The sequence below is a fragment of the Bradyrhizobium sp. USDA 4541 genome, from assembly GCF_024171085.1.
Lineage (GTDB): Bacteria > Pseudomonadota > Alphaproteobacteria > Rhizobiales > Xanthobacteraceae > Bradyrhizobium > Bradyrhizobium australafricanum.
The window spans coordinates 4,945,188-4,968,558 of record NZ_JALJZF010000001.1 but is presented as its reverse complement, the minus strand read 5'-3'; the positions used below and the strand labels follow the sequence as shown (position 1 = coordinate 4,968,558).

Here is a 23,371-nt window from a genome sequence, read left to right as displayed (position 1 = left end):
TCTACCGCCCCATCGCCTGGTAGATCAGCGTCTTCAGCTCCTGCTGGATCCGGCCGCGCTGCGACGGCGTCTGCACCATGAAGATCCCGAACAGGTCGTCCGCGGGATCGATGAAGAAGAAGGTGCCGCCGACGCCGTCCCAGCGATACTCGCCCAGCGGCCAGTCTGTGTTCGCCGGCACCGAGGTGCGGACCGCGAAGCCGAGGCCGAAGCCGGAATTCGGACCAGGATAGTAGTTCTGGTCGCGCACGACGCCGGTCTCCGGACCGATATGGTCCCTCGCCATCAGCGCGATGGTCTCCGGCTTCAGATAGCGCCTGCCCTCATAGCTGCCGCCGTTCAGCAGCATCTGCGAGAAGCGCGCATAGTCGCCGATGGTGCCGACCATGCCGCCGCCGCCGGATTCCCATCGCAGCCGCTTGCGCGGATTGCGGACGTCGGCGACCGGACTGATGGTGCGATCCTTCGGCATCGGCTCGGCGATCAGCGGCCATTTCGCCCGGTCGGCGACGTAGAACGCGGTCTCGTTCATCCCGAGCGGGCCGAGCAGTCGCTCCTGCTCGACCTGAAACAGCGACTTCCCTGTGATCACCTCGATGATGCGGCCGAGCACGTCGGTGGAATGGCCGTAGTCCCATTGCGTGCCGGGTTGTTCGGCGAGCGGCAGCGCCGTGAGCCGCGCGACGAATTCGGCATTGTCGGGATCGTTGTTGAACAGGCCGGCATCGGCGTAGGTCTTGTTCACGATACCACCGCCGTAATAGCCGTAAGGCAGGCCGGCGGTGTGGCGCATCAGGTCTTCGATGGTGATGGGGCGCCTCAGCGGCTCCAGCGTCATCGCCATCTTGCCCTCATCGCCGCGCTTTTCCACCCCGACCTTCATGTCGGCAAAGGACGGGATATATTTCGACACCGGATCGCCGAGGGCGAGCTTGCCTTCCTCGACCAGCATCATCGCGATGACCGTGGTGATCGGCTTCGACATCGAATAGAGGCGGAAGATGGTATCCGCGCTCATCGAGAGCTCGGTGGCGACGTCGCGAACCCCGAACTTCTCGTAGTAGACCGGCTTGCCATGCTGCTGCAGCAGCAGGATCGCGCCCGGGATCTTTCCGGTCGCGACCTCGTTCCTGACATAGTCGGAGACCCTGGCGAGGCCCTCCGCCGAGAAGCTGTGCGCGGCCGGCCCCGCGGAGCCGGCCTTCGCAATCGTTGCGACCAACGCGAACGCTAGTGCCGCGACGAACGCGCGGCCCCCACGCATGCAAGCGCATGAGCCGATCCGCCTGAATCGGATCATGCCGTCATTCCCTTCTTTTCAACGCGCTGCTTCACGCGAACCGGTATCCACTTCGCTCGAAAACGCTCTAGTTTTCCATGGCTTCATAGACGAGCTGCTTCAGCGTCCGCTGGATGCGCTGACGCTCGGTCGGCGTCTGCTCCAGCAGAACGAAGAAGAAGTCCTGCTTGCGGTCGATGACATAATAGCAGCCGCTGGCGCCGTCCCATTTCAGCTCGCCGAGATCGCCGGGCGGTGGTGGCTTCGCAGTGCCGGGATCGGTGCGCACCGCGATCCCAAGCCCGAAGCCGAAGCCGTCGCCGGGGAAGTAAAAAAAGTCGCGCTCGACGCCGGAGCCCGGTCCGACGCGGTCGGTCGTCAGCTCCTTGAACGTCTCGGGCTTCAGGATGGTCTTGCCGTCGAGGGTGCCGCCATTGAGCAGCATCTGCGCGAAGCGCGAATAATCCGCCATGGTCGAGACCATGCCGCCGCTGGCGGACTCCCATTTCTTGACCTTGGTCGGATCGTTGACCCGGCCGACCCGGAAGTCGCTGTCGTTCGGCATCGGCTCGGCCATCAGCTTCTGCTTCTCGGGATCGGTGACGAAGAAGCCGGTGTCCTTCATGCCGAGCGGATCGAGCAGCCTTTCGCGCTCGATCGTCGAGAGCTTCTCGCCGGTGGTCACCTCCATCACGCGCGCCAGAATGTCGGTGGAATGGCCGTATTGCCAGAGCGCGCCGGGCTGGTTGTGCAGCGGCAGCTTGGCGATCCGCTCGGCGAATTCGGCGAGATCAAAATCTCCGCCGTAGATATTGGCTTCCTTGTAGGCCTTGCGGACCAGGCTGTCGCCATAGAAGCCGTAGGTGATACCCGACGTATGCGTCATCAGATCGAGGATCGTGAGCGGCCGCTTTGGCGGCACCAGCTCCAGCGTCTTGGTGCCGTCCTCGGCCTTCTTCTCGACGCCGACCTTCACGTTGGCAAAGGACGGGATGTATTTCGAGACCGGATCGTCGAGCTTGTATTTCCCTTCCTGCAGCAACTGCATCGACACCACGGCGGTGATCGACTTGGACATCGAGGCCAGCCGGAAGATGGTCTTGTCCGTGATCGGCACCTTGCTGACCACATCCTGCACGCCGAAGGCCTCGTGATAGACCGGCTTGCCGCGCTGCTGGATCAAGACGATGGCGCCGGGAATCTTCCCGGTCGCGACCTCGTTCTTAAAGAACTCGCTGATCTTGGCGAGCTTGTCGCGGTTGAAATGCGCACCCGCCGGAATCTCGTAGGTGCCCTCGGTGTGCGGGTACGCCGGCGCCGCCAGCACCACCGCGGCGGCCGCGGCCGCGCACGTCAAACGAAATGAATGCATTTGGATTATCCCTCCCCGGAAATCACGGGGAAGTGTAGCGGCGGTATCATCAGGCACAAGGGCTGCCAAAGGCCCCCAGGACCTTCTGATGAAGCTCGCCGCTTTGGGCAGAAAAGCAGCAAAAGATCACCTGCGCGAGGCCGGGTGCGGCGGCCAGGGCATCGACGACGGCCTTGACCGCGATGTCGGCGGCGCGATCCGGCGGGAAGTGATAGACGCCGGTCGAGATGGCGGGAAATGCGATGGAGCCCAGCTGATTGGCGTGGCACAGCTCGATGCCGCGGCGATAGCAGGATGCGAGCAGCGCATCCTCGTTTTGAATGCCGCCGTGCCAGATCGGGCCGACGGCGTGGATCACGTGCTTGGCCGGGAGCCGATAGCCTTTGGTGATCTTGGCATCGCCGGTCTTGCAGCCGTGCAAGGTGCGGCACTCAGCGAGCAGCTCGGGCCCCGCGGCACGATGGATCGCACCGTCAACGCCGCCACCGCCGAGCAGCGATGAATTGGCCGCGTTGACGATGGCGTCAACGCGCAGGGTCGTGATGTCGGTAACGATGACTTCGAGCCGCGCCTTGCCGATCTGGCGCGCCGTCAAGGTCAGGCAGCCACGTCAACCGGTATGCCCTTGTCGGCAAACAGCTGCTGCAATTCGCCGGCCTGGAACATCTCGCGGATGATGTCGCAACCGCCGACGAACTCGCCCTTCACATAGAGCTGCGGAATCGTCGGCCAGTTCGAATAGACCTTGATGCCGTTGCGCAGCTCGGCGGATTCGAGAACGTTGAGGCCTTTGTAGCCGACGCCGATGTGGTCGAGGATCTGCACGACCTGACCGGAAAACCCGCACTGCGGGAATTGCGGCGTGCCCTTCATGAACAGCACGACGTCGTTCGACTTCACTTCGTTGTCGATGAATTGCTCGATGCTCATTTTCGCTTCCTTCGGGGGCGGCGCTCTCAGGCCTTGACGGGCCGGCCCACCCTTCTAACCCGTGACTAACTATATATGTAGCTCAAACCATTGTGCATCCAAAGCAAAATGGCGGAAATCTGGCATGCACCGGGCGCTGCGGGCGCCCAAAATGGGCCGGGATTATCTGACGGCCCCAATATCATCGCGGGGGGAGGCTTTTTTCCCGTAACGGAGCCCCTATCTAGGACGAACTGTCCGTTGGGAACCAGTTTGCCGAAGCAACGTTCTCTCCATTGAATCGGAGACCCCTGTGACGAAACCAGCCTCTGCCGCGGCCGCCCTTCCCGCCGTCCCCCCGTCACTATCCTCCGAATCCGGCCCGCTCGCCCAGCGCTTGGTGGACGCCTATCGCGCCGTCCGCGACGAGACCGAACGGCGGGCCGCACCGCTGTCGCCCGAAGACCAGCTGATCCAGTCGATGCCGGACGCGAGCCCAGCCAAATGGCACCGCGCCCATACCACCTGGTTCTTCGAGCAGTTCCTGCTCGGCGAGCACGTCAAGGGCTACACGCCATTCCATCCCGACTACGCTTATCTGTTCAATTCTTATTACGTCAGCGCCGGTCCGCGGCACGCCCGCCACCAGCGCGGCCATTTGACCCGCCCGACCGCCGACGAAGTCACCGCCTACCGCCGCCATGTCGATGCCGAGGTGGTGAAATTCTTCCAGACTGCCGGCGCCGACACGCTCGAGGCGCTGGTGCCGCTGGTCGAGGTCGGGCTCAATCACGAGCAGCAGCATCAGGAGCTGATGTACACCGACATCCTGCATGCCTTCGCGCAGAACCCGATCCCGCCGGCCTACGATCCGGCGTGGCGCTTCCCGGCGTCGCAGCACGGGCCTGAGGAATGGGTGACGCTCAACGAAGGCATCCACACCGTCGGCCATGGCGAGGACAGCTTCCATTTCGACAATGAGAAGCCCGCGCATCGCGCCTTGGTCGGCCCGGTCAAGCTCGCGAAGAACCTCGTCACCAATGCCGACTGGCTCGCCTTCATGAAGGACGGCGGCTATTCCACCGCCACGCTGTGGCTGATGGATGGCTTCGGCACCGTGAGCAACGAGGGCTGGCAGGCACCCGGCCATTGGCGCGAGATCGACGGCGAATGGAAGCTCATGACGCTCGGCGGCCTGCAGCCGATCGATCCGTCAGCGCCGGTTTGCCACGTCAGCTATTACGAGGCCGACGCCTTCGCCCGATGGGCCGGCAGGCACCTGCCGACCGAGATGGAATGGGAGGTCGCCGCGCGCGCCGGCCTGCTCAACGACGCCTACGGCATCGTCTGGCAATGGACCCGTAGCTCCTATTCGCCCTATCCGGGCTACCGCGCGATCGAAGGCGCGCTCGGTGAGTACAACGGCAAGTTCATGGTCAACCAGCTCGTGCTGCGCGGCTCGTCGCTGGCGACGCCTTCAGGTCACAGCCGCGTCACCTATCGCAACTTCTTCTATCCACACCATCGCTGGCAATTCACGGGGTTACGCCTCGCAGACTATGCCTGATTGAGTCCTGTCGACATCAATAACGCGTCGGTAAGCGCGTTCGGGAGAGTATCATGAATGTGCATGCCGCCGCTTTGGCCAAAGCGTATCCGTTCGACGAAGCGACATCGGTGTTTGCCGGCGACGTGATTGGCGATCTCGCCCGTCACCCGAAACGGCTGTCGCCGAAATATTTCTACGACGCCACCGGCTCCGAGCTGTTCGAGCAGATCACGGTGCTGCCGGAATATTATCCAACGCGCACCGAGCTTGGCATCCTGCGCGACCGCGGCGACGGAATCGCCGCGATCATCCCTGACGGCGCGGCGCTGGTCGAGTTCGGCGCTGGCGCGACCACCAAGGTGCGCCTGCTGCTCGAGCATTGCGAATTCGCAGCCTATGTGCCGGTCGATATCTCAGGCGATTTCCTGAAAGCCCAGGCCGACGGGCTGCGGAAGGATTTCCCTCGCCTCGGCATCTACCCGGTCGCTGCCGATTTCACCACGCCGTTCACGCTGCCCGAGGCCGTCGCCGCGATGCCGAAGGTCGGCTTCTTCCCCGGCTCGACGCTCGGCAATTTCGAGCCGAGCGAGGCCTTGGCCTTCCTGCGCAGCGCGCGAAAAATCCTCGGCCACGGCGCGCAGATGATCATCGGCGTCGACCTCGAGAAGGACGAGCGCGTGCTGTACGACGCCTATAACGACGCAGCCGGTGTCACCGCGCGGTTCAACCTCAATGTGCTGGTTCGCATCAACCGCGAGCTCGGCGGCAATTTCGATCTGTCGGGATTCACGCACCGCTCGATCTACAACCGCGATCGCCATCGCATCGAGATGCACCTGATCAGTCGCAAGGCGCAGACCGTGCGCATCCTCGGCAACACCTTTGCGTTCCGTCCGGGCGAGAGCATCCACACCGAGAACAGCTACAAATACTCGCTCGAGCGCTTCACCGCGCTCGCCCGCAGCGCGGGCTGGACGGTGCGCGAAAGCTGGACCGACGCCAACACGATGTTCTCGGTGCACGCACTGGTCGCGGACTAGCGCCCAAACCAGGACGGGGCAAATCATGGGCAGGCGTCCGCTGCAGATCGCGACGGCGTTGCTCGCCCTGGTCCCGATCCTGACCGGCATCATCACCATGCTGGGCGTCAGCGATCCGCTCTACGCCTCAGCGGGCGTTCCGGCGCTGCCGGTGCTCGACAGCAATCTGCGCTTCTTCGGCGGGGTCTGGCTTGGTCTCGGCCTCGCGCTGCTCTGGCTGGTACCGCGGATCGAAAGCGAGAGCGTGCTGTTTCGGGTGGTCTGGGGCGGCATCTTCCTCGGCGGCATCGGCAGGCTGCTGTCGATGCTGATGGTCGGCTTGCCGCCGCTGCCCTTCGTGGGCTTCACCGCGCTCGAAGTGATCGGCGCACCGCTGTTCGTCTATTGGCAGCACCTGGTAGCAAAGGCCGGCCGCAAGTAACGGCCGCCGCTATTCCTCTTCCCCCGTCGACCGCAGCGAGATCGACTCCCACGCGGCGACCACGATCATGATCGCGGTGGTGACGATCGAGAGCACCAGCGGCGACATCTCGCGGGCGAAATAGGCCGTGATCGCCAGCGCGACGATGCCGACGCCGTGCGACAGCTGGAGGAAGTTGCGGATCACATATTTGAACAGGATGGTTCCGACCAGGAACAGCATGGGCCCGCCGACCGAGCTGACGATCGTGTTCAGATCGGAATGACCGGACGGGTGCTTCAGCACCAGTTCGTCGGCCACCGCGGTGAGGATGATGCCGCCGACGATCGGCATGTGCAGATAGGTATAGGCGATCCGCGCCACGCGCCCGGATTCCTCTGACTTGGAGATCATATCCGAGCCGGCTTCGGCGCCCTTGTGGAAATAGATCCACCACATCGCGATGCTGCCGACCAGCGCCGAGATGAACGCGGTGACATTCTCCGGCGTCCAGGTCAGCTCGGCAAAGGTCGCGCCATCGACCACGATGGCCTCGCCGAGCGCAATGATGATGAAGCCGGCGCAGCGCTCGGCCATGTGGCCGCCCTCGACCGACCACGCCTCGATCGAGGAAAAGCCGAGCCCAGGGGTCCAGAACCGCGCGGCCGGCGCGATATATTCGATGGTCAGCGCCGCAATCCAGAGCCACATCCGTGTCTCGTGCTCGGCGAATCCGCCGAGAATCCACAGCACGGCCGAGCAGGACAGCCAGGTCAGGATGCGGATGGCGTTGTGGCGCACCGCCGTCCGGCGCCGCGGCGTCGCCAGCAGCCAGAACGTGGTGCGGCCGACCTGCATTGCCGCATAGGTCCCGGCAAACCACAGCCCGCGGCCCTCGAAGGCGGTCGGTATGGAGGTCGACAGCAACAGCCCGCCCAGCATCAGCACGAACAGCAGCAGGCGGACCGGCGTCAGCTCGGGATTGAGCCAGTTGGTGACCCAGGTGGTGTAGACCCACACCCACCACACCGCGAGGAACAGCAGCGTGACCTGCACCGCCCCAAGCGGGGTGAAGTGGTGCAGCAGCGTATGCGACAGCTGCGTGACGGCGAAGACGAAGACGAGGTCGAAGAACAGCTCGGCATTGGTGACGCGGCTGTGCTGGTTCGGCACGATGACGCGAAACATCGCACCGCGTGGATTGTCCACCATGCTTGAGGCCCCCGCCCGCAGCTTTGCCGGGCCTAGCCTTCCGGCACGCCGGTCTGCAGGGCCAGCGCGTGCAGCACGCCGCCCATCTGGCCCTTCAGCGACTGGTAGACGATCTGGTGCTGCTGGACGCGGGACTTGCCGCGGAAGGACTCGGAAATAACAGTGGCGGCGTAGTGGTCGCCGTCGCCGGCCAGATCGCGGATCGTCACCTCGGCATCGGGAATCGCTGCCTTGATCATCGATTCGATATCACGGGCGTCCATCGGCATCCCAGTCCACCTCCGTCAGGTCGTTCGAATCAGGGCCAGATCGGCCAGATAAACCTAAGGATAAAACCTAGCCCTTGGGGTCTTCTAGGTCATCCCGGGCACACTATATTCCCATTCCCAGCGATTTAAACCTGCATCAATCGGTCACAAGCCATCACACCGAAATGACCAGAAGAGGCGCAGAATCATGAAGCTCCCCGGCCCCGATCATCCCATTACGATCACGCCCAACGCCAAGCGCGTCCGCGTCATCGCGGACGGCGTCGTGATCGCCGAGACTACCCATGCGCTGACCTTGAAGGAAGCGAGCTATCCGGCCGTGCAATACGTCCCCCGGCAGGACGCCAACATGGAGCTGTTGACCCGCACCGAGCGGACCACGCATTGCCCGTACAAGGGGGACGCGAACTACTTCAGCATCAAGGCCAACGGCAAGACGCTGGACAACGCGATCTGGACCTATGAGGAGCCCTTCCCGGCGATGACCGAGATCGCCGGCCACCTCGCCTTCTATCCGGACAAGGTGAAGATCGAGGAAGTCGCCTAGGGTCGCCTGCCGCAAGCGCCGGGCCTCTCCCGGCCTTTGGTCGCGCGCTGAGTCAGCCTGCAAAACGGCAATGCCCGGGCGAGGCCCGGGCATGACGTCGGGAGCGCTTGGCCCCGATCCCAGCTATACCCTGAATATCGTGAGCCCGAGGATCAGGAGCACCAGGAAGATCACGACGAACACATAGAACAGAAAGCGCGCGATGTCGGCGGAGGCGGCGGAAATGCCGGTGAAGCCAAGCAAACCCGCGATGATCGATACGACAAGGAAGATCAGCGCCCATTTCAGAATTGTCATTACCCGCTCCTCATAACCGCGCGTGTCCGCCAGGTCGAACGAGAACGCCCGCACCCGACCGCAGTTCCAAAGACGAAACGGCTTCGCCGAGATGACCGACCTCGATACTCCCCCGTCCAGCCGATTGGGCCTTGCTGAATCAGGTTCCCGACTGCAACATCAGGATGCAGACCCGGCTGGTGGCACCATGAAATCGATTGCTCACGCGGCTCCGGCCGTCGACATCCAGGCAGCACCGAAGCTCCACAAGCGCAATGTCGCGCTGGACCGCGCGCGCACCTTCCTGACCCTGGTCGTGCTGCTGCACCACGCGGTGATCCCCTACACCTATTTCGGGCACACCGACCCGACATCGTGGATCGGCTTCGACTGCGTGGTGCTCGCCACCGACAGCTTCTTCATGGCGATGTTCTTTTTCCTGTCGGGGCTGTTCGTCTGGCCGGGGCTCGGCAACAAGCCATGGCTGATCTTCCTGCGCGACCGGCTGCTGCGGCTCGGCCTGCCGTTCGTGATCTGCGCTGTCACGGTCATTCCGATCGCCTATTACGCGATCGCGCTGCGCGCGACGCCGGGGCTGAGCTTCTCCGAATTCTGGTGGAAAACCATGACGGTCGGGCCGTGGCCAAGCGGACCGATCTGGTTCGTCTACGTCCTGATGGCTTTCGACCTCACGGCGAGCCTGCTGTACCGGGTGTCGCCGCGTCTGCTCGATCCGATCAACCGCCTATCGATCAAGGGATTTCAACGTCCCTCGAAGTTCTGGCTGTTCCTCGTCATCGTCAGTGTCGCCGCCTACCTGCCGATGCTGGTCCATTACGGCCAGAACTACTGGTTCGAGTTCGGACCGTTTTCGGTGCAGGCGAGTCGCGTGCTGCTGTACGCGTCCTATTTCTTCATCGGAGCGGGAATCGGGGCGGCGAACCTCGAGGGTGGCGTGCTCAGCGCGCACGGACGGCTGACCGAGCGCCGCTGGTTCTGGACCGGCATCACGCTGATCCCCTACTGTTTGATGTGGGTGATGATCTACATCAAGCGCATGATCATCGGTAACCCCGATCCGCTGCCGGGCTGGTATCTCGGGATCTACGGTACCTTCTATGTGCTGTTCAGCGCCTCGATCCTGTTCGCAATCCTGGCCTACTTCCTGCAATCGAAATCGTCGGGCCCGACGCTGCTCGACCGGATGCAGGGCGACGCCTACGGCATGTTCCTGGTGCACTATCCGATCGTGCTGTGGCTGCAATACTGGCTGTTTGATATGGATCTGCCGGCCTTCGCCAAGGCCGCGATCGCGTTCTTCGCCACTGTGGCGCTGAGCTGGGCGGTCACGGCCGTGTTGCGCAAGATTCCCGGCTCGAGATACGTGCTTTAGTTCGATGAACCCGTAGGATGGGTAGAGCGCAGCGAAACCCATCACTTTCGTGCCGTGCATCGAGATGGTGGGTTTCGCTGCGCTCTACCCACCCTACGCCTACGCAGCGATCTCGCCCCTCGCCGCCACGCTTTCCAGCCGCGGGGCGGCCGCCGCGCGATGGTCGCGGGCGATCAGGATGTAGAAGGTCGGCAGCACGAACAGCGTGAACAGCGTGCCGATCAGCATGCCCATCACCACGACGATGCCGATCGCGAAGCGGCTCGCCGCGCCGGCGCCGTCGGCATAGAGCAGCGGGGCGAGGCCCGCAACCATCGCGGCTGTCGTCATCAGCACCGGCCGCATCCGCACCGCGGCCGCCTTCTGGATCGCGGCGACCCGGTCGAGCCCTTCATGGTGCTGGATCTCGTTGGCAAAGCTCACCATCAGGATGCCGTGCTTGGAGATCAGCCCGATCAGGGTGACGAGGCCGATCTGGGTATAGATGTTCAGCGTGGTGAAGCCGAAATACAGCGGCAGCAGCGCACCGCAGACCGCGAGCGGCACCGTGACCATGATCACCAGCGGATCGCGAAAACTCTCGAACTGCGCCGCCAGCACCAGGAAGATCACGATCAGCGCCATGCCGAAGGTCACGATCAGGCGGTTGCCCTCCTGGACATATTGCCGGCTGTCCGACAGCCAGTCGACGGTCATCCCCGGCGACAGTTTCTGCCCCTGCATGAACGACACCGCCTGCCCCATGGTGACGCCGGGCTTCAGCACTGCCGAGATCGTCGCCGCGTTCATCTGATTGAACTGCGGCAGCCGGTTCGGCTCCGGCTTGACGTTGACCTTGATCACCGTCGACAGCGGAAACATCTGCCCCGAGCTCGAACGGACGTTGAAGTTTCCGAGCCCTTCCGGCGTGATCCGGTCGGCCTGGCGCACCTGCGGGATCACCTCGTAGGAGCGTTCAAAGAAATTGAAGCGGTTGACATAATTCTCGCCGACCAGCACCGCGAGCGTGTCGGCGATGGTCTGCATGCTGACGCCGGCCTCGGCCGCCTTGGCGTGATCGATGGTGATCCGCGCGGTCGGGCTGTCGAAGGCAAGATCGCTGTCGACGAAGGCGAACAGCCCGCTCTTCCATGCGGCCCCCTTCAGCGTCTCGACCTCCTGATAGATGGTGGCGAAATCGCCGGCCGAGCGCACCACCATCTGAAACGGCAGGCCGCCGGTCGCCGCCGGCAGCGCCGCCGGCTGGAACGGCGTCACGCTGGCGCCGAGCACGCCGTAGGACATGCCGTAGAGCTGGTTCTGGATGTCGTTGGCCGAGCGCTTGCGCTTGTCCCAATCGGTCAGGGTGATGCCGCCGAAGGCATGGTTCTGCCCGTCGGTACCGTTGATGAACCAGCTCGCATGGTATTCGGGAAACGAGCGAAACAGCTGCTCGATCTGGTCGGAGGAGCGCGTGGTGTAATCGACGCTGGCATATTGCGGCGCGCGGAGCACGGTGAACACATAGCCCTGGTCCTCGGAGGGCGCGAGCTCGCGCTGGCTGCCGAGGAACAGCACCACGATCGCCGCCAGCACGCCGAATGCCACCAGCAGCACCGCTGCGCGCATCTTGAGCGTCGCGGCCAGCAGCCGGCCGTAGCCACGCGACAGCCTTGAGAACTGATGCTCGACGAAACGGGCAAATCGGCCGTGCGAGTTGGCTTCGCCGAGCAGCTGCGCGCTCATCATCGGCGACAAGGTCAGGGCGATGACGCCCGAGACCACCACCGAGCCCGCCAGTGTGAAGGCGAATTCGCGGAACAGGCTGCCGGTCAGGCCGCCCATCAGGCCGATCGGCGCATAGACCGCGGCGAGCGTGATCGTCATCGCGATCACGGGACCGATGATCTCGCGCGCGCCAATCAAGGCGGCGTCGCTGGGGCTCCGCCCTTCCTCGATGTGACGATGGATGTTTTCCACCACCACGATGGCGTCGTCGACCACGAGCCCGATCGCCAGCACCATCGCGAGCAGGGTCAGCAGATTGATCGAAAAGCCGAGCGCCAGCATCATCGCGGCGGTGCCGACCAGCGACAGCGGCACGGTGACCACAGGGATCAGCACCGAACGGAACGAGCCCAGGAACAGCAGGATCACCACCACCACGATCGCGATCGCCTCGGCCAGCGAATGCTGCACCTCCGATATCGAGGCCTTGACGAAGTGCACGATGTTGAAGACGTCGGCGACCTTCAAGCCGGGCGGCGCCACGCGGTTGAGGTCCTCGATCACCTTGGCGGTGGCGGCGACAATCTCCAGTGGGTTGCCGTCGGGGGTCGGCTGCACCGCGATGTAGACGGTGGGCCTGCCGCTGTCGCGTGCGTTGGAATCGTAGTTCTCGCCGCCGATCTCGAGGGTGGCGACGTCGCCGAGCCGCACCAGGCCGCCGCCGCCGGCGCCGGTCTTGATCACCATCTTGCGGAAATCGTCGAGATTGCGCAGATCGGTCGCCGCGGAGATGTTGGTGACGGTCATCTCGCCGCGCAGCCGCCCCGGCGCCGCCTGCACGTTGTTGGACCGCAGCGCGGCGGAGATATCGGCCGCGGTCAGCCCGCGTGCCGCGAGCTTGAACGGATCGATCCACACCCGCATCGCCAGCGACGATCCGCCCGAGGTGTCGGCCGACGCCACGCCGGGCACCGAGGTGAGCAGCGGCTGCGCCACGCGGGTCGCGAAGTCGGTGATCTGCGCCGGCGTCAGCGTGTCGCTGGTGAAGGCGATGTACTGCACCGCCGAGGCGCCGTCGGTGATCTTGGTGATGACAGGGTCGAACACGCCGGTCGGCATCCGGTACTTGACCTGCTGCACCTTGGCGAGCACCTCGGTCATGGCGCGGTCGGCATTGGCGTTGAGCACCAGCTTGGCCTTGATCTGGCTGAGGCCAAGCGTCGAGTTCGAGGTCATGTACTCGATGCCGTTGGCGGTCGCGATCGACTGCGCGATGACGGACGTGACGAAGCCCTGCATCACGTCCTGGGTCGCACCGGGGAACGAGACGTCGACCTGGATCGTCGCGCTCTCCATGTTGGGATATTGCCGCACCGGCAGCGAGACCATCGCTGCGGTGCCGATCAACAGGATCAGCAGGCTGACGACCGTCGCCAGAATCGGCCGGCGGATGAAGATGTCGGTGAAATGCATGATGCTTGCCTTTGGTCGCCTACCGCTCGCGGGTCAGCGCCCCTTCTCCGGCGTCTCCGCCATGGTCGTCTGGACGGCCGCGCCGGGCATGACGCGGAGCTGGCCCGCGGTGACGATGTGATCGCCGGGCGCAAGCCCCTGCTCCACCACGACACGCTCGCCGATCCGTTGCCCGGTCTTGACAGCGACGCCGACCGCCTTGTTGTCGCGCACGACCAGCACGCTCTCGCCGGATGCGCTGGTCTGGATCGCGGTCACCGGCACCACGATGGCGTCCGCCTGCGGCGGCAGCACCACGCTTACCATCACGAAGAGGCCCGGCCGCAGCAGCCGGTCGGGATTAGGAAACAGGGCTTGCACGAGGACATTGCGGGTGTCCTCGGCGACCTGCGGCTCGATGGCGTTGATCTTGGCCTCGAACACCCGATCGGGGAAAGCATCGGTACGGATCGTCACCGCGCCTCCCACCTTCAGATTTGACAGGCGCTGCTGCGGAACGGTGAAATTGGCATAGAGTTGGTCGAGCGCGGTCAGCGTCGCGAGCGCATCGCCGGCATTGACGTATTGGCCGAGATTGACCTTGCGCAGACCGATCTGGCCCGCGAACGGCGCGCGGATCGTCATCTGCGCGATCTGGGCATCGAGCTGGTCGAGCGAGGCGTCGGCCTGCTTCAGATCTTCCTGCCGCTGCTGCAGCGTCTCCTGGGTCACGAAGCCGGACGGCGCGAGGCCCTGCGAGCGCTTCTCCTGCAATTGCGCGAAGCGTCCCTTGGAGACCGCAACCGCACGCGCGGCGCGCAGCGGCGCGTCATAGAGCTGCACCAGCGGCGCGCCCTCGGCGACATCGATGCCGGCATCGAAATTGATCGCGGTGACGCGGCCGGCAACCTCCGGCGCCAGAATCACCTGACGCACCGCCTGCAGCGAGCCGATCGCCTCGATCGACCGCGGCAGGGTTTCGGTCCGCACCACCATCGCCGCGACCGGCGTCGGCGGGGCCTCGGCGGTGGGCTTGGCCGAGGCGCTGGATCCGCCTGCACGCCAGGCAAACAAGCCGGCCGCGGCACAGGCGAGCAACAGAACGGTGATGCCGAACGGCCTGGCACGAAGCCCGAGCCAGCGGCGCGACGAAAATGATGCGGACGGCATATTGTTTCCAAGAACAAACCCCGGCGTGTCGGCCGGAAGCTTGCCCCTGCAAGCCCGCAACTGATATAGAACCTCAAGTACGGTTGAGGTCAAGGCTGGCAGCTTGCAGGACTTCTAATCCAGGATTTGCAATGACGCTTGCGCAGGAGCTTTCTGTCGGCGAGGTGGCGCGGCGCAGCGGACTTGCTGTCTCCACCCTTCACTTCTACGAGAGCAAGGGACTGATCGCGAGCCGGCGCACCGGCGGCAACCAGCGGCGCTACATGCGCGGGGTGCTGCGGCGGATCGCCGTGATCAGGATCGCGCAGCGCGCCGGGATCCCGCTCGAGGAGATCAGGCAGACCTTCGCCGCGATACCGCTCGATCGCGCGCCGACCGTGCGCGAATGGGAGCGCGCGATGCGGGCCTGGACCGAGACGCTCGAGCAGCGCATCAACGATCTCACCGATCTCCGCGACAAGCTGTTCAACTGCATCGGTTGCGGCTGCCTGTCGGTGACCGATTGCCCGCTGCGCAACTGCGACGACAAGCTCGGCGCCCAGGGGCCGGGCCCGCGCATCCTGATCACCGCGGCCGAACGCCGGGCGCGGCGCAAGCGGCGGGGCTGACGGCATTTTCGCGGCTGACAAGTTGCGCACAACCTGCCTTTGGTCACATCCCGCCAGGTGATTCTCAGGTATGCTGGCCGGACTTCTTGACCCTAGGGAGTCCTGAGATGAACGACCCTCAAGTTGGATGGATCGCCGCCATCATCGTCGGCGGACTGGCGGGCTGGCTCGCCGAGATGTTCATGAAATCCGGAACCGGCATCTTCATGAATATCATCCTCGGCATTGTCGGCGCCGCGCTGGCGAACTGGCTGTTGGGTCTGCTCGGCGTATCGCTCGGCGGAGGCTGGCTCAGCTATCTCGTCGCCGGCTTCATCGGCGCCTGCATCATCATCTTTGCCTGGCGCGCGGTCCGCGGCGCGACATAAGGCATGATCCGAAGGGATCACGTTCGGAATAGAAATGGCGCGATGATGGGTTCATCGCGCCATTGAATCGTTGCTCGCGGCGCCTGATCCAGCCGGATCAGGCGGCAGTGCCGTGCATGTAGTTCGGCAGCCAGTGCTCGAAGGCGCGCGACAGGCTTTCGACCGCAACCGGCGACTCCCCAGCCACCGCAATCGCGTCGCCGCCGGTGGTGCCGATGCGCGCGCAGGGCACGCCGGCGCCCTTCATCTTGGCCAGCACGAGGCCTGCGTCGGCGGCCGGCACGGTGACGATGTAGCGGGCCTGATCCTCGCCGTACCAATAGGCGTGCGGCACGATCGAGGACGGCGCGGCCAGGAGTTGCGCGCCGATGCCGCTTGCGATCGCCATTTCGGCGAGCGCGATCAAAAGACCGCCGTCGGAGACGTCGTGCACCGCGGTCGCGGTGCCGGCGTGGATCATGCCGCGCACCACGTCGCCATTGCGCTTCTCGGCAGCGAGATCGACCGGCGGCGGAGCGCCCTCCTCGCGGCCGCAGACGTCGCGCAGATAGACCGACTGGCCGAGCCAGCCCTGCGTGTCGCCAACCAGAAGGATCGCCTCGCCGGCCGCCTTGAACGCCAGGGTCGCGGACTTGGTGAAGTCGTCGAGCAGGCCGACGCCGCCGATCGAGGGCGTCGGCAGGATGCCGCGGCCGTTGGTCTCGTTGTAGAGCGAGACGTTGCCGGACACGACCGGGAAGTCCAGCGCGCGGCAGGCCTCCGAAATGCCCTTCAGGCAGCCGACGAACTGGCCCATGATCTCGGGCCGCTCCGGATTGCCGAAGTTGAGATTGTCGGTGATCGCGAGCGGCCGGCCGCCGACCGCAGTGATGTTGCGCCAGGCTTCCGCGACCGCCTGCTTGCCGCCCTCGAACGGATCGGCCTCGCAATAGCGCGGCGTGACGTCGACGGTGAGCGCAAGGCCCTTCGGTCCGTCCTCGACGCGAACCACCGCGGCATCGCCGCCGGGGCGCTGCATGGTATTGCCGAGGATGACGTGGTCGTACTGCTCCCACACCCAGCGCTTCGAGCACAATTCGGGCGTGCCGATCAGCTTTTCCAGCGCATCCGCGATACCGAGCGGCGGCTTGACGTCCTGCCCGCGGATCACCGGCAGCGCATTCGAGGCGACGTGCGGACGGTCGTAGACCGGCGCCTCGTCACCGAGCTCCTTGATCGGCAGATCGGCCATCACGTCGCCGCCATGCTTGACGACGAAACGCTTGGTCGGCGTGGTGTAGCCGACGATGGCGAAATCGAGCCCCCATTTGCGGAATATCGCCTCGGCCTCTTTTTCCTTCTCGGGCTTGAGCACCATGAGCATGCGCTCCTGGCTTTCCGAGAGCATCATCTCGTAGGCGCTCATCCCGGTCTCGCGGGTCGGCACCGCGCTGAGGTCGAGCTCGACGCCGAGATCGCCCTTGGCGCCCATCTCGACCGCCGAGCAGGTCAGGCCCGCCGCGCCCATGTCCTGGATCGCGATCACGCAACCCTTTTCCATGATCTCGAGGCAGGCTTCCAGCAAGAGCTTCTCGGCGAAGGGATCGCCGACCTGCACGGTCGGGCGCTTCTCCTCGGAGGCGTCGTCGAATTCGGCTGAGGCCATCGAGGCGCCGTGGATGCCGTCGCGGCCGGTCTTGGAGCCGAGATAGACGATCGGCATGTTCACGCCGGAGGCCGCCGCGTAGAAGATCTTGTCGGCGTCGGCGAGGCCGACCGCCATGGCGTTGACCAAGATGTTGCCGTCATAGCGGGTGTGGAAACGCACCTGGCCGCCGACCGTCGGCACGCCGAAGGAATTGCCGTAGCCGCCGACGCCCGCGACCACGCCGGACACCAGATGCCGGGTCTTGGGATGCTCGGGCGCACCGAAGCTCAGCGCGTTCAGGCAGGCGATCGGCCGCGCGCCCATGGTGAAGACGTCGCGCAGGATGCCACCGACGCCGGTGGTCGCGCCCTGGTAGGGCTCGATGTAGCTCGGGTGATTGTGGCTCTCCATCTTGAAGACCACGGCCTGCCCGTCGCCGATGTCGATCACGCCGGCATTCTCGCCGGGGCCCTGGATCACCCAGGGGGCCTTGGTCGGCAGCCCGCGCAGATGGATGCGCGACGACTTGTACGAGCAATGCTCGTTCCACATCGCCGAGAAGATGCCGAGTTCTGTGAAGGTCGGAACCCGCCCGATCAGCTTCAGGATGCGCTCGTACTCGTCCGGCTTCAGCCCGTGGGCGGCGACGAGTTCGGGGGTGATTTGGGGCTCGTTCTTGGGGTCGTTCTTGGGCGCGTTCATGGGACCCTTAATAGGTAGATAGAACGGGGGCGAAAAGGCCTTTTAGGGCCCATTTCCGGCCTGTCCAGAGCTTTGCGGCAGCTGGCCGCGGCCCGAGATCTGCTCCCGGGATTTGCACAATGGGGATGGATCGGATTTAAGGACCCGAACCCGATAATTGAAGGCCATATTTCGTGAACGAGCTCGCCAAAACTGCATTCAACCGCCGCCCCGACCTGCACGTCGAAACCGAGGGCGAATTCACCGGCTGGCGAACCTGGACCCGGGACAATTTCGAGACCCATACCGGCCCGTTCTACCACCGCATGGACGAGAACGGCCGCATCACCTGCGCGTTCCGGGTCGGCAAGAAGCATCTCAACGGCTCCGGCAACGTCCACGGCGGCTGCTTCATGACCTTCGCGGATTACTGCCTGTTCGCGCTCGCCGGCTCGGTGCTGCAGGGCCCCGGCGTCACGGTGTCGTTCGCCTCGGAATTCCTCGACGCCGCCCGCGAGGGCGACCTGATCGAGTGCACCGGCGAGGTCACCCGCGCCGGCATGTCGCTGATCTTCGTGCGGGGCATACTGACATCGGCGGAGCGGCCGCTGTTCACCTTCTCCGGCACCATCAAGCGGGTGAAGCGCAGGACGCCGGCGCAGGCAACGGCGTAAAGCGTGTGACGTCTGTGGACGCACGCCGTCATCCAGCCGTTACATCGCCACGGATTGAATCGACAGCGCAGCTCTAGCGCGTTGTGTTCACGCGCGTTCTTCGCGTGAGGCAATACGAACTGCGGTTGTGACGCATCGACGCACTGTCGTTGCGTCGTCGCGCGCGCGTCACATGCGCGTCAGGCAAGCCCCCGAAGATTGCTGAACCGTTTCCGTTTGTGCGTTCGCGCAGCGAAGTTGGGGCATTCTCATGAAATTGAAGACGTTCGTTTCCGTTACGACGGCGATGTCGCTTGTCGCATCGCTGGTGTGGACTGCAACTCCGGTGCGCGCCGGTCAAGACGGCGATAATGGTGATCGCGGCGTTGGCGATGCTCGCGGTCATGATCAGGATCAAGACCAGGATCATGACGGCGGTCATCACGGCCGCAAGCCGCGCGTGGTGATGATCTCGCTTGACGGTGCCAAGCCCGATTTCATCCAGAAATTCATCGAGGAAGGCGTACTGCCGCGCGACGGCGGCCTCGCCCGGCTGAGCCGGCGCGGCGCGGTGGCGTTGCAGAACGTGACGGCGTCACCGTCGCTCACCGCGGTGTCTCATATTGCCATCGCGACCGGTTCGACGGCGGTCCACAACGACATCCCCTCGAACACGTTCGAGCCGATCGTCGGGCCGATCTCCGGCAGCATCAGCGGCTTTGCGGCGCCGATCGGCGGCTACAGCGAGAATCCGCTCGGGCCGTCGCCGCACCCGACCGCGGTGCCGTTGTGGGTGCAGCTGCGCCAGCAGGGCAAGAAGGTTGTCACGGCGACCTGGCCCGGCGGCGACGGCGCCGACATCTCCATCAACAAGACCGTGGTGCAGCCGGCCCAGCCGACCCGCATCACCGACTTCACGGTCCCGTTCGGCGCGTTCGGCGGCATCGGGGCCCAGGGCTTCTCGCTGTCGCGAGGCGACTTCACGGCCGACCCGAGCATCGTGACGGCGCTGCAGGCTGCCGGCCATTTCTCGTTCAGCCCAATGCTGGTGACCTCGGCACCGATCGAGACGTTCTCCTGCTCGGCCGCGGCAACCGCGACCTGCACCAATGCCTCGACGCTCGATGTCAAATATTCGATCCGCGTCGCCGCGATCGACACCACCAACGATCGGAAGGTGAACTACGACACGCTGGTGTTCTTCGACGCCAACCGCGGCATCACCGCAGGACCGTTCCACGCGCCGTCGACCGGACCGGCCTATGTCAAGTTCGGTGGCGAGAACGCACCGTTCTTCTTTGAAGGCAGCGGGGCGAAGGTTGGTGCCGCGTACTTCGTCTCTGCGCTGTCTCCCGATCTCTCGGTGGTGCGCTTCGCCCGCTACGGCGCCAACTACATCCCGCGCAACACGCCTGTGCTCGCCGACGTCGACGACATCAACAACAACATCGGGTTCTGGCGTCCGCAGGCCGACTTCCGCATTCCGGAGCGCCTGAGCCCCGGCTTCACCAGCTTCTCCGACGTCGAGATCGAGACGATGTTCGAGGACATGGTGAAGACCTTCGTGCGCTACCAGGCCAATATCGGCGAGCGCGCGATCAAGACCCATCCGGACGCCGACCTCGTCATGGTCTATATCGAGCAGCCCGACGGCTCCGAGCACCACTGCTGACCGATCCCCGCCAGGGCACCAACCCGACCGATCCGAATTCGATCGGCGCCAACCAGGATGCTGCCAAGGTCAAGCGCTACGCGTCCTACATCCGTTTCGCCTACCAGACGGCCGACAAGGCGGTGAAGCAGATCGCCGATGCGGCGGGCCGCGACAGCAACGTGATCGTGGTGTCGGACCACGGCTTCGCGCCGTTCCACACCTCGGTCAATCTCACCAACATCCTGCGCAACGCCGGGATCGACACCAGCAAGGTCGGGATCCGCACCTCCGGCCCCGCCGCCGACATCTACGTCAACCTGCAGAACCGCGAGCTCGGCGGCACCGTTGATCTGGCGACCTACCGCACCCTGGTGGCGCAGATCACTGACGCGGTGAAGAACGCGGTCGACCCCAATGCCCGCTTCAACTACTCACTGAAGGACCAGCGCATCTTCACCGTCGTCGAGACCCGGCCGCTGCAATGCGACGCCGGAACCGGACAATGCATCAGCAAGACCATCGGCCAGGACTATGGCGACGTGTTCGCGCTGATGGCGCCCGGCTACAATTTCGACGGCATCCAGAACCCTGGCGTCGCGCGCCAGGGCGACGCGCCGTTCAACGCGGCAACCACCATGCTGTCGATGCCGAACTTCCATGGCGCCCACGGTCACGATCCCGAGCTTCCGGTGATGAGCGCGACGTTCATCGCCGCGGGCCCGCAGATCCGCAAGGACACCGTGGTGCGGCACATGCGCAATATCGACGTGGCGCCGACCATCATGCGGATCCTCGGTTCGGCACCGCAGCAGGTCGACGGCGAGGTGCTGGGCCAGGTCCTGCGCTAGAGCATGGTCCGGCATTTCAGGCACAGCTCACGCGATGGACGCCGGAGCGGCGTCCATCGCTGATTCGTTCTCGCCAATCCTGCGCCACTGGCGTTCACCGAACGGAAGTGTCAAAATCAAATTTATTCGCCGTTATTTGAAATGACGCCGTGGTGAACCCCTGCCACCCTCCCGGCGCACCAGGCCCGAACCAGGGGCGACATGTTCACCCGGCTGCACCAGCAGTGACAACCAATTGGGATCAAGTCATGAGCGCGGCAACACCGGAACATATTATGCAGATTGGTCTGGGCTTTTGGGCGTCCAAAACGCTCTTGAGCGCCGTCGAACTGGGCGTGTTCAGTACGTTGGCCGATGGCCCCGCTGACCTGCCGACGCTGCAAAGGACGCTTGCGTTGCATCAGCGATCGGCCCGCGACTTCCTCGATTCGCTGGTGGCGCTCAGATTGCTTGAGCGCGAGAACGGCATCTACAGCAACACCCCGGACACGGACCTGTATCTCGATCGCGCCAAGCCATCCTACATCGGAGGCATTCTGGAGATGGCGAATGCCCGGCTCTATGGCTTTTGGGGATCGCTCACGGAGGCCCTGCGCAGCGGCGAATTGCAGAACGAGGGCAAGGGCGGAGGAGAAGACTTATTTGCGGCATTGTATGCCGATCCGGATCGGTTGCGGGGATTTCTGACCGCGATGAGCGCAATAAGCGCGGGTGCGGCGCATGCTATTGCCGGCAAGTTCCCTTGGAGCGAGTACAAGACTTTCATGGATCTCGGTTCGGCTCAGGGCATGGTGCCTGCCACGCTCGCACACGACCATCCGCACCTCACCGGCATCGGCTTCGACCTTCCCGCGGTCAAGCCGGTGTTCGAGGAATTTATCGCTCAGCGCGGGCTGGAGGATCGGGTGCGGTTTCGGGGAGGAAACTTCTTCGAGGACCCGCTGCCGGAGGTTGACGTCATCATCATGGGTCACATCCTTCATGATTGGGACCTTGCCAAGAAACGGGCGCTTCTCGGCAAGGCATTCGATGCGCTTCCGAAAGGTGGCGCAATCATTGTTTATGACGCCATCATCGATGACGATCGCCGCGAAAACGCTTTCGGGCTTCTGATGAGCTTGAATATGCTGATCGAAACCGCCGGTGGGTTTGACTACACAGGCGAAGACTGTCAGGCTTGGATGCGCGACGTCGGATTTTCCCGAACGCGGGTCGAACCGCTCGTTGGCCCGGATTCGATGGTGATCGGATTTAAGTAGCGTATCCGCGTGGTCTACCGATCAGTCCGCTTTCCGGACGCCGCAGCCGACGCCGTAAGCGCCTCGAAATTATGCTGCCAATACTGCTCGATCTGCTCGACCAGCGTGGCCGGCAGGGGAACGTAGTTGAGCAATTGAGCCTGCGGCTTGCCGCTCTGCAATGACCAGCGCAGGAAGTCGATCGCGGTTGCCGACCCGTCGGGTGATTTCGGCTGCTTGTGCATCAGGACGAAGGTCGTGGCCGTGATCGGGTATGCGTCCTCGCCGGGAGCGTTGGTGAGGACCTTGTAAAAATCCTGCGTCGTCGTCCAGTCCGCACTCGACGCCGCAGCCTGGAACGATGCGGCGTCGGGGGTGACGAAATTGCCGGCACTGTTCTGCACCAGACCGAAGGAAATCCGGTCAAGCCGTTGCAGCGCGTAGGCATATTCGAGATAGCCGATCGCCCCGGGAATCAAACTGACGAGCGAGGCGACGCCATCATTACCCTTGCCGCCGAGCCCTACCGGCCACTCGACCGACGAGCCCTCTCCGACGCTTGCCTTCCACTGCGCACTGACCTTCGCAAGATAGTTCGACCAATTGAACGTCGTCCCCGACCCATCGAGGCGATGCACGACGGTGATCGCCGTGCGCGGCAGCTTCAGATCGGGATTGACCGCCTGGATGGCCGGATCGTTCCACGATTTGACCTTGCCGAGATAGATGTCGGCGAGCAGCTGTCCGGTGAACTGGATCTGGCCGGGCTTGACGCCCGCGATGTTGACCACCGGCACGACGCCTCCGATCACGATCGGGAATTGCACCATGCCGAGCCTGTCCAGCTCTTTCGGATCGAGCGGCATATCGCTCGTCCCGAAATCGACGGCGGCCTTCTTGATCAGGCCGACGCCGATGCTCGAGCCCACCGATTGATAGCTGACCGTGTTGCCGGTCTTGGCCTTGTAGGCATCGATCCATTTCGCCACCACAGGCGACACGAAGGTTGAGCCCGCGCCCTTGGTCTCCGCAGCAAAGCATTGCGTTGCGACGACGAGTGCAGTGAAAATGATCGGTAATTTGAAATGCTTCGTCATGCTGTTGAGCCTAGCAGGACGA

Annotated in this window: 22 protein-coding genes; 11 read left to right on the top strand and 11 right to left on the bottom strand. The window is 64.2% G+C overall.

Features of this window, described 5'->3' with window-relative positions; genetic code table 11:
* Position 1: 1 nt before the first annotated feature.
* The 4 genes from J2R80_RS23350 to grxD form a co-directional block, all read right to left on the bottom strand.
* Positions 2 to 1,264: a serine hydrolase gene (locus tag J2R80_RS23350; protein ID WP_253641022.1), complete on the bottom strand. Its 1,263-nt coding sequence runs from the start codon at positions 1,262 to 1,264 to the stop codon at positions 2 to 4.
* A gap of 103 nt (positions 1,265 to 1,367) precedes the next feature.
* Positions 1,368 to 2,651, bottom strand: a complete 1,284-nt coding sequence (locus J2R80_RS23345; protein ID WP_076828470.1) for a serine hydrolase — start codon at positions 2,649 to 2,651, stop codon at positions 1,368 to 1,370.
* A gap of 49 nt (positions 2,652 to 2,700) precedes the next feature.
* Positions 2,701 to 3,252, bottom strand: a complete 552-nt coding sequence (locus tag J2R80_RS23340; protein WP_057018462.1) for an O-acetyl-ADP-ribose deacetylase — start codon at positions 3,250 to 3,252, stop codon at positions 2,701 to 2,703.
* A complete protein-coding gene (gene grxD, locus J2R80_RS23335; RefSeq protein WP_016843475.1) occupies positions 3,249 to 3,581 on the bottom strand; it encodes a Grx4 family monothiol glutaredoxin in 333 nt (110 codons plus the stop codon). The genes J2R80_RS23340 and grxD overlap by 4 nt, the downstream gene beginning before the upstream one ends.
* A 292-nt stretch (positions 3,582 to 3,873) precedes the next feature.
* On the opposite strand from grxD, the gene egtB reads away from it, so the two are divergent.
* Genes egtB through J2R80_RS23320 form a run of 3 tightly spaced genes read left to right on the top strand, consistent with a single transcriptional unit; the run spans position 3,874 to position 6,570 of the window.
* Positions 3,874 to 5,127 carry an ergothioneine biosynthesis protein EgtB gene (egtB, locus tag J2R80_RS23330; RefSeq protein ID WP_253639478.1) on the top strand — a complete coding sequence of 418 codons (1,254 nt, stop codon included), beginning with the start codon at positions 3,874 to 3,876 and terminating at the stop codon, positions 5,125 to 5,127.
* 53 nt (positions 5,128 to 5,180) lie between these two features.
* On the top strand, positions 5,181 to 6,149 hold the full coding sequence (egtD, locus tag J2R80_RS23325; RefSeq protein ID WP_253639477.1) for an L-histidine N(alpha)-methyltransferase: 969 nt from the start codon (positions 5,181 to 5,183) through the stop codon (positions 6,147 to 6,149).
* Between the two features lie 25 nt (positions 6,150 to 6,174).
* Positions 6,175 to 6,570: a DUF4345 domain-containing protein gene (locus J2R80_RS23320; RefSeq protein ID WP_076828465.1), complete on the top strand. Its 396-nt coding sequence runs from the start codon at positions 6,175 to 6,177 to the stop codon at positions 6,568 to 6,570.
* Between the two features lie 9 nt (positions 6,571 to 6,579).
* Here the strand turns inward: J2R80_RS23320 and J2R80_RS23315 are convergent, their stop codons facing one another.
* Both J2R80_RS23315 and J2R80_RS23310 read right to left on the bottom strand, forming a co-directional pair.
* Complete coding sequence (locus J2R80_RS23315) at positions 6,580 to 7,761, bottom strand: low temperature requirement protein A (protein WP_076828463.1); 1,182 nt, start codon at positions 7,759 to 7,761, stop codon at positions 6,580 to 6,582.
* Positions 7,762 to 7,793: 32 nt separating this feature from the next.
* Positions 7,794 to 8,030 carry a BolA family protein gene (locus J2R80_RS23310; RefSeq protein WP_016843470.1) on the bottom strand — a complete coding sequence of 79 codons (237 nt, stop codon included), beginning with the start codon at positions 8,028 to 8,030 and terminating at the stop codon, positions 7,794 to 7,796.
* Positions 8,031 to 8,217: 187 nt separating this feature from the next.
* Between J2R80_RS23310 and J2R80_RS23305 the strand changes: the two genes are divergently transcribed.
* Positions 8,218 to 8,577, top strand: coding sequence for a DUF427 domain-containing protein (locus tag J2R80_RS23305; protein ID WP_057018401.1), 360 nt, complete (start codon positions 8,218 to 8,220; stop codon positions 8,575 to 8,577).
* 123 nt (positions 8,578 to 8,700) lie between these two features.
* Here J2R80_RS23305 and J2R80_RS23300 read toward each other — a convergent pair whose 3' ends face one another.
* Positions 8,701 to 8,874: a DUF1328 domain-containing protein gene (locus J2R80_RS23300; RefSeq protein WP_024582607.1), complete on the bottom strand. Its 174-nt coding sequence runs from the start codon at positions 8,872 to 8,874 to the stop codon at positions 8,701 to 8,703.
* A gap of 187 nt (positions 8,875 to 9,061) precedes the next feature.
* On the opposite strand from J2R80_RS23300, the gene J2R80_RS23295 reads away from it, so the two are divergent.
* Positions 9,062 to 10,246: an acyltransferase gene (locus J2R80_RS23295; protein WP_057018399.1), complete on the top strand. Its 1,185-nt coding sequence runs from the start codon at positions 9,062 to 9,064 to the stop codon at positions 10,244 to 10,246.
* Between the two features lie 99 nt (positions 10,247 to 10,345).
* Here the strand turns inward: J2R80_RS23295 and J2R80_RS23290 are convergent, their stop codons facing one another.
* Entirely contained in the window at positions 10,346 to 13,426 is a 3,081-nt protein-coding gene (locus J2R80_RS23290; RefSeq protein ID WP_253639476.1) for an efflux RND transporter permease subunit, read from the bottom strand.
* Positions 13,427 to 13,459: 33 nt separating this feature from the next.
* Positions 13,460 to 14,575 (bottom strand): efflux RND transporter periplasmic adaptor subunit, encoded by a 1,116-nt coding sequence (locus J2R80_RS23285; RefSeq protein ID WP_253639475.1) that lies wholly within the window; start codon positions 14,573 to 14,575, stop codon positions 13,460 to 13,462.
* A 131-nt stretch (positions 14,576 to 14,706) separates the two neighbouring features.
* Between J2R80_RS23285 and soxR the strand changes: the two genes are divergently transcribed.
* Positions 14,707 to 15,183: a redox-sensitive transcriptional activator SoxR gene (gene soxR / locus J2R80_RS23280; RefSeq protein WP_057018397.1), complete on the top strand. Its 477-nt coding sequence runs from the start codon at positions 14,707 to 14,709 to the stop codon at positions 15,181 to 15,183.
* A 107-nt stretch (positions 15,184 to 15,290) separates the two neighbouring features.
* On the top strand, positions 15,291 to 15,551 hold the full coding sequence (locus J2R80_RS23275) for a GlsB/YeaQ/YmgE family stress response membrane protein (RefSeq protein ID WP_016843463.1): 261 nt from the start codon (positions 15,291 to 15,293) through the stop codon (positions 15,549 to 15,551).
* Positions 15,552 to 15,648: 97 nt separating this feature from the next.
* Here J2R80_RS23275 and purL read toward each other — a convergent pair whose 3' ends face one another.
* The gene (purL, locus tag J2R80_RS23270; protein WP_076828457.1) at positions 15,649 to 17,880 is read right to left on the bottom strand and encodes a phosphoribosylformylglycinamidine synthase subunit PurL; all 2,232 of its coding nucleotides are present in this window, start codon (positions 17,878 to 17,880) and stop codon (positions 15,649 to 15,651) included.
* Between the two features lie 173 nt (positions 17,881 to 18,053).
* Between purL and J2R80_RS23265 the strand changes: the two genes are divergently transcribed.
* From J2R80_RS23265 to J2R80_RS23250, 4 genes are all read left to right on the top strand, one after another.
* Positions 18,054 to 18,533 carry a PaaI family thioesterase gene (locus tag J2R80_RS23265; RefSeq protein ID WP_141340012.1) on the top strand — a complete coding sequence of 160 codons (480 nt, stop codon included), beginning with the start codon at positions 18,054 to 18,056 and terminating at the stop codon, positions 18,531 to 18,533.
* A gap of 250 nt (positions 18,534 to 18,783) precedes the next feature.
* A complete protein-coding gene (locus J2R80_RS23260) occupies positions 18,784 to 20,184 on the top strand; it encodes an alkaline phosphatase family protein (RefSeq protein ID WP_253639474.1) in 1,401 nt (466 codons plus the stop codon).
* A gap of 122 nt (positions 20,185 to 20,306) precedes the next feature.
* Positions 20,307 to 21,014: an alkaline phosphatase family protein gene (locus tag J2R80_RS23255; RefSeq protein ID WP_253639473.1), complete on the top strand. Its 708-nt coding sequence runs from the start codon at positions 20,307 to 20,309 to the stop codon at positions 21,012 to 21,014.
* Between the two features lie 248 nt (positions 21,015 to 21,262).
* The gene (locus J2R80_RS23250) at positions 21,263 to 22,273 is read left to right on the top strand and encodes a methyltransferase (protein ID WP_057018393.1); all 1,011 of its coding nucleotides are present in this window, start codon (positions 21,263 to 21,265) and stop codon (positions 22,271 to 22,273) included.
* A gap of 14 nt (positions 22,274 to 22,287) precedes the next feature.
* Here J2R80_RS23250 and pstS read toward each other — a convergent pair whose 3' ends face one another.
* Positions 22,288 to 23,349, bottom strand: a complete 1,062-nt coding sequence (pstS, locus tag J2R80_RS23245) for a phosphate ABC transporter substrate-binding protein PstS (RefSeq protein WP_076828450.1) — start codon at positions 23,347 to 23,349, stop codon at positions 22,288 to 22,290.
* Between the last annotated feature and the right edge of the window lie 22 nt (positions 23,350 to 23,371).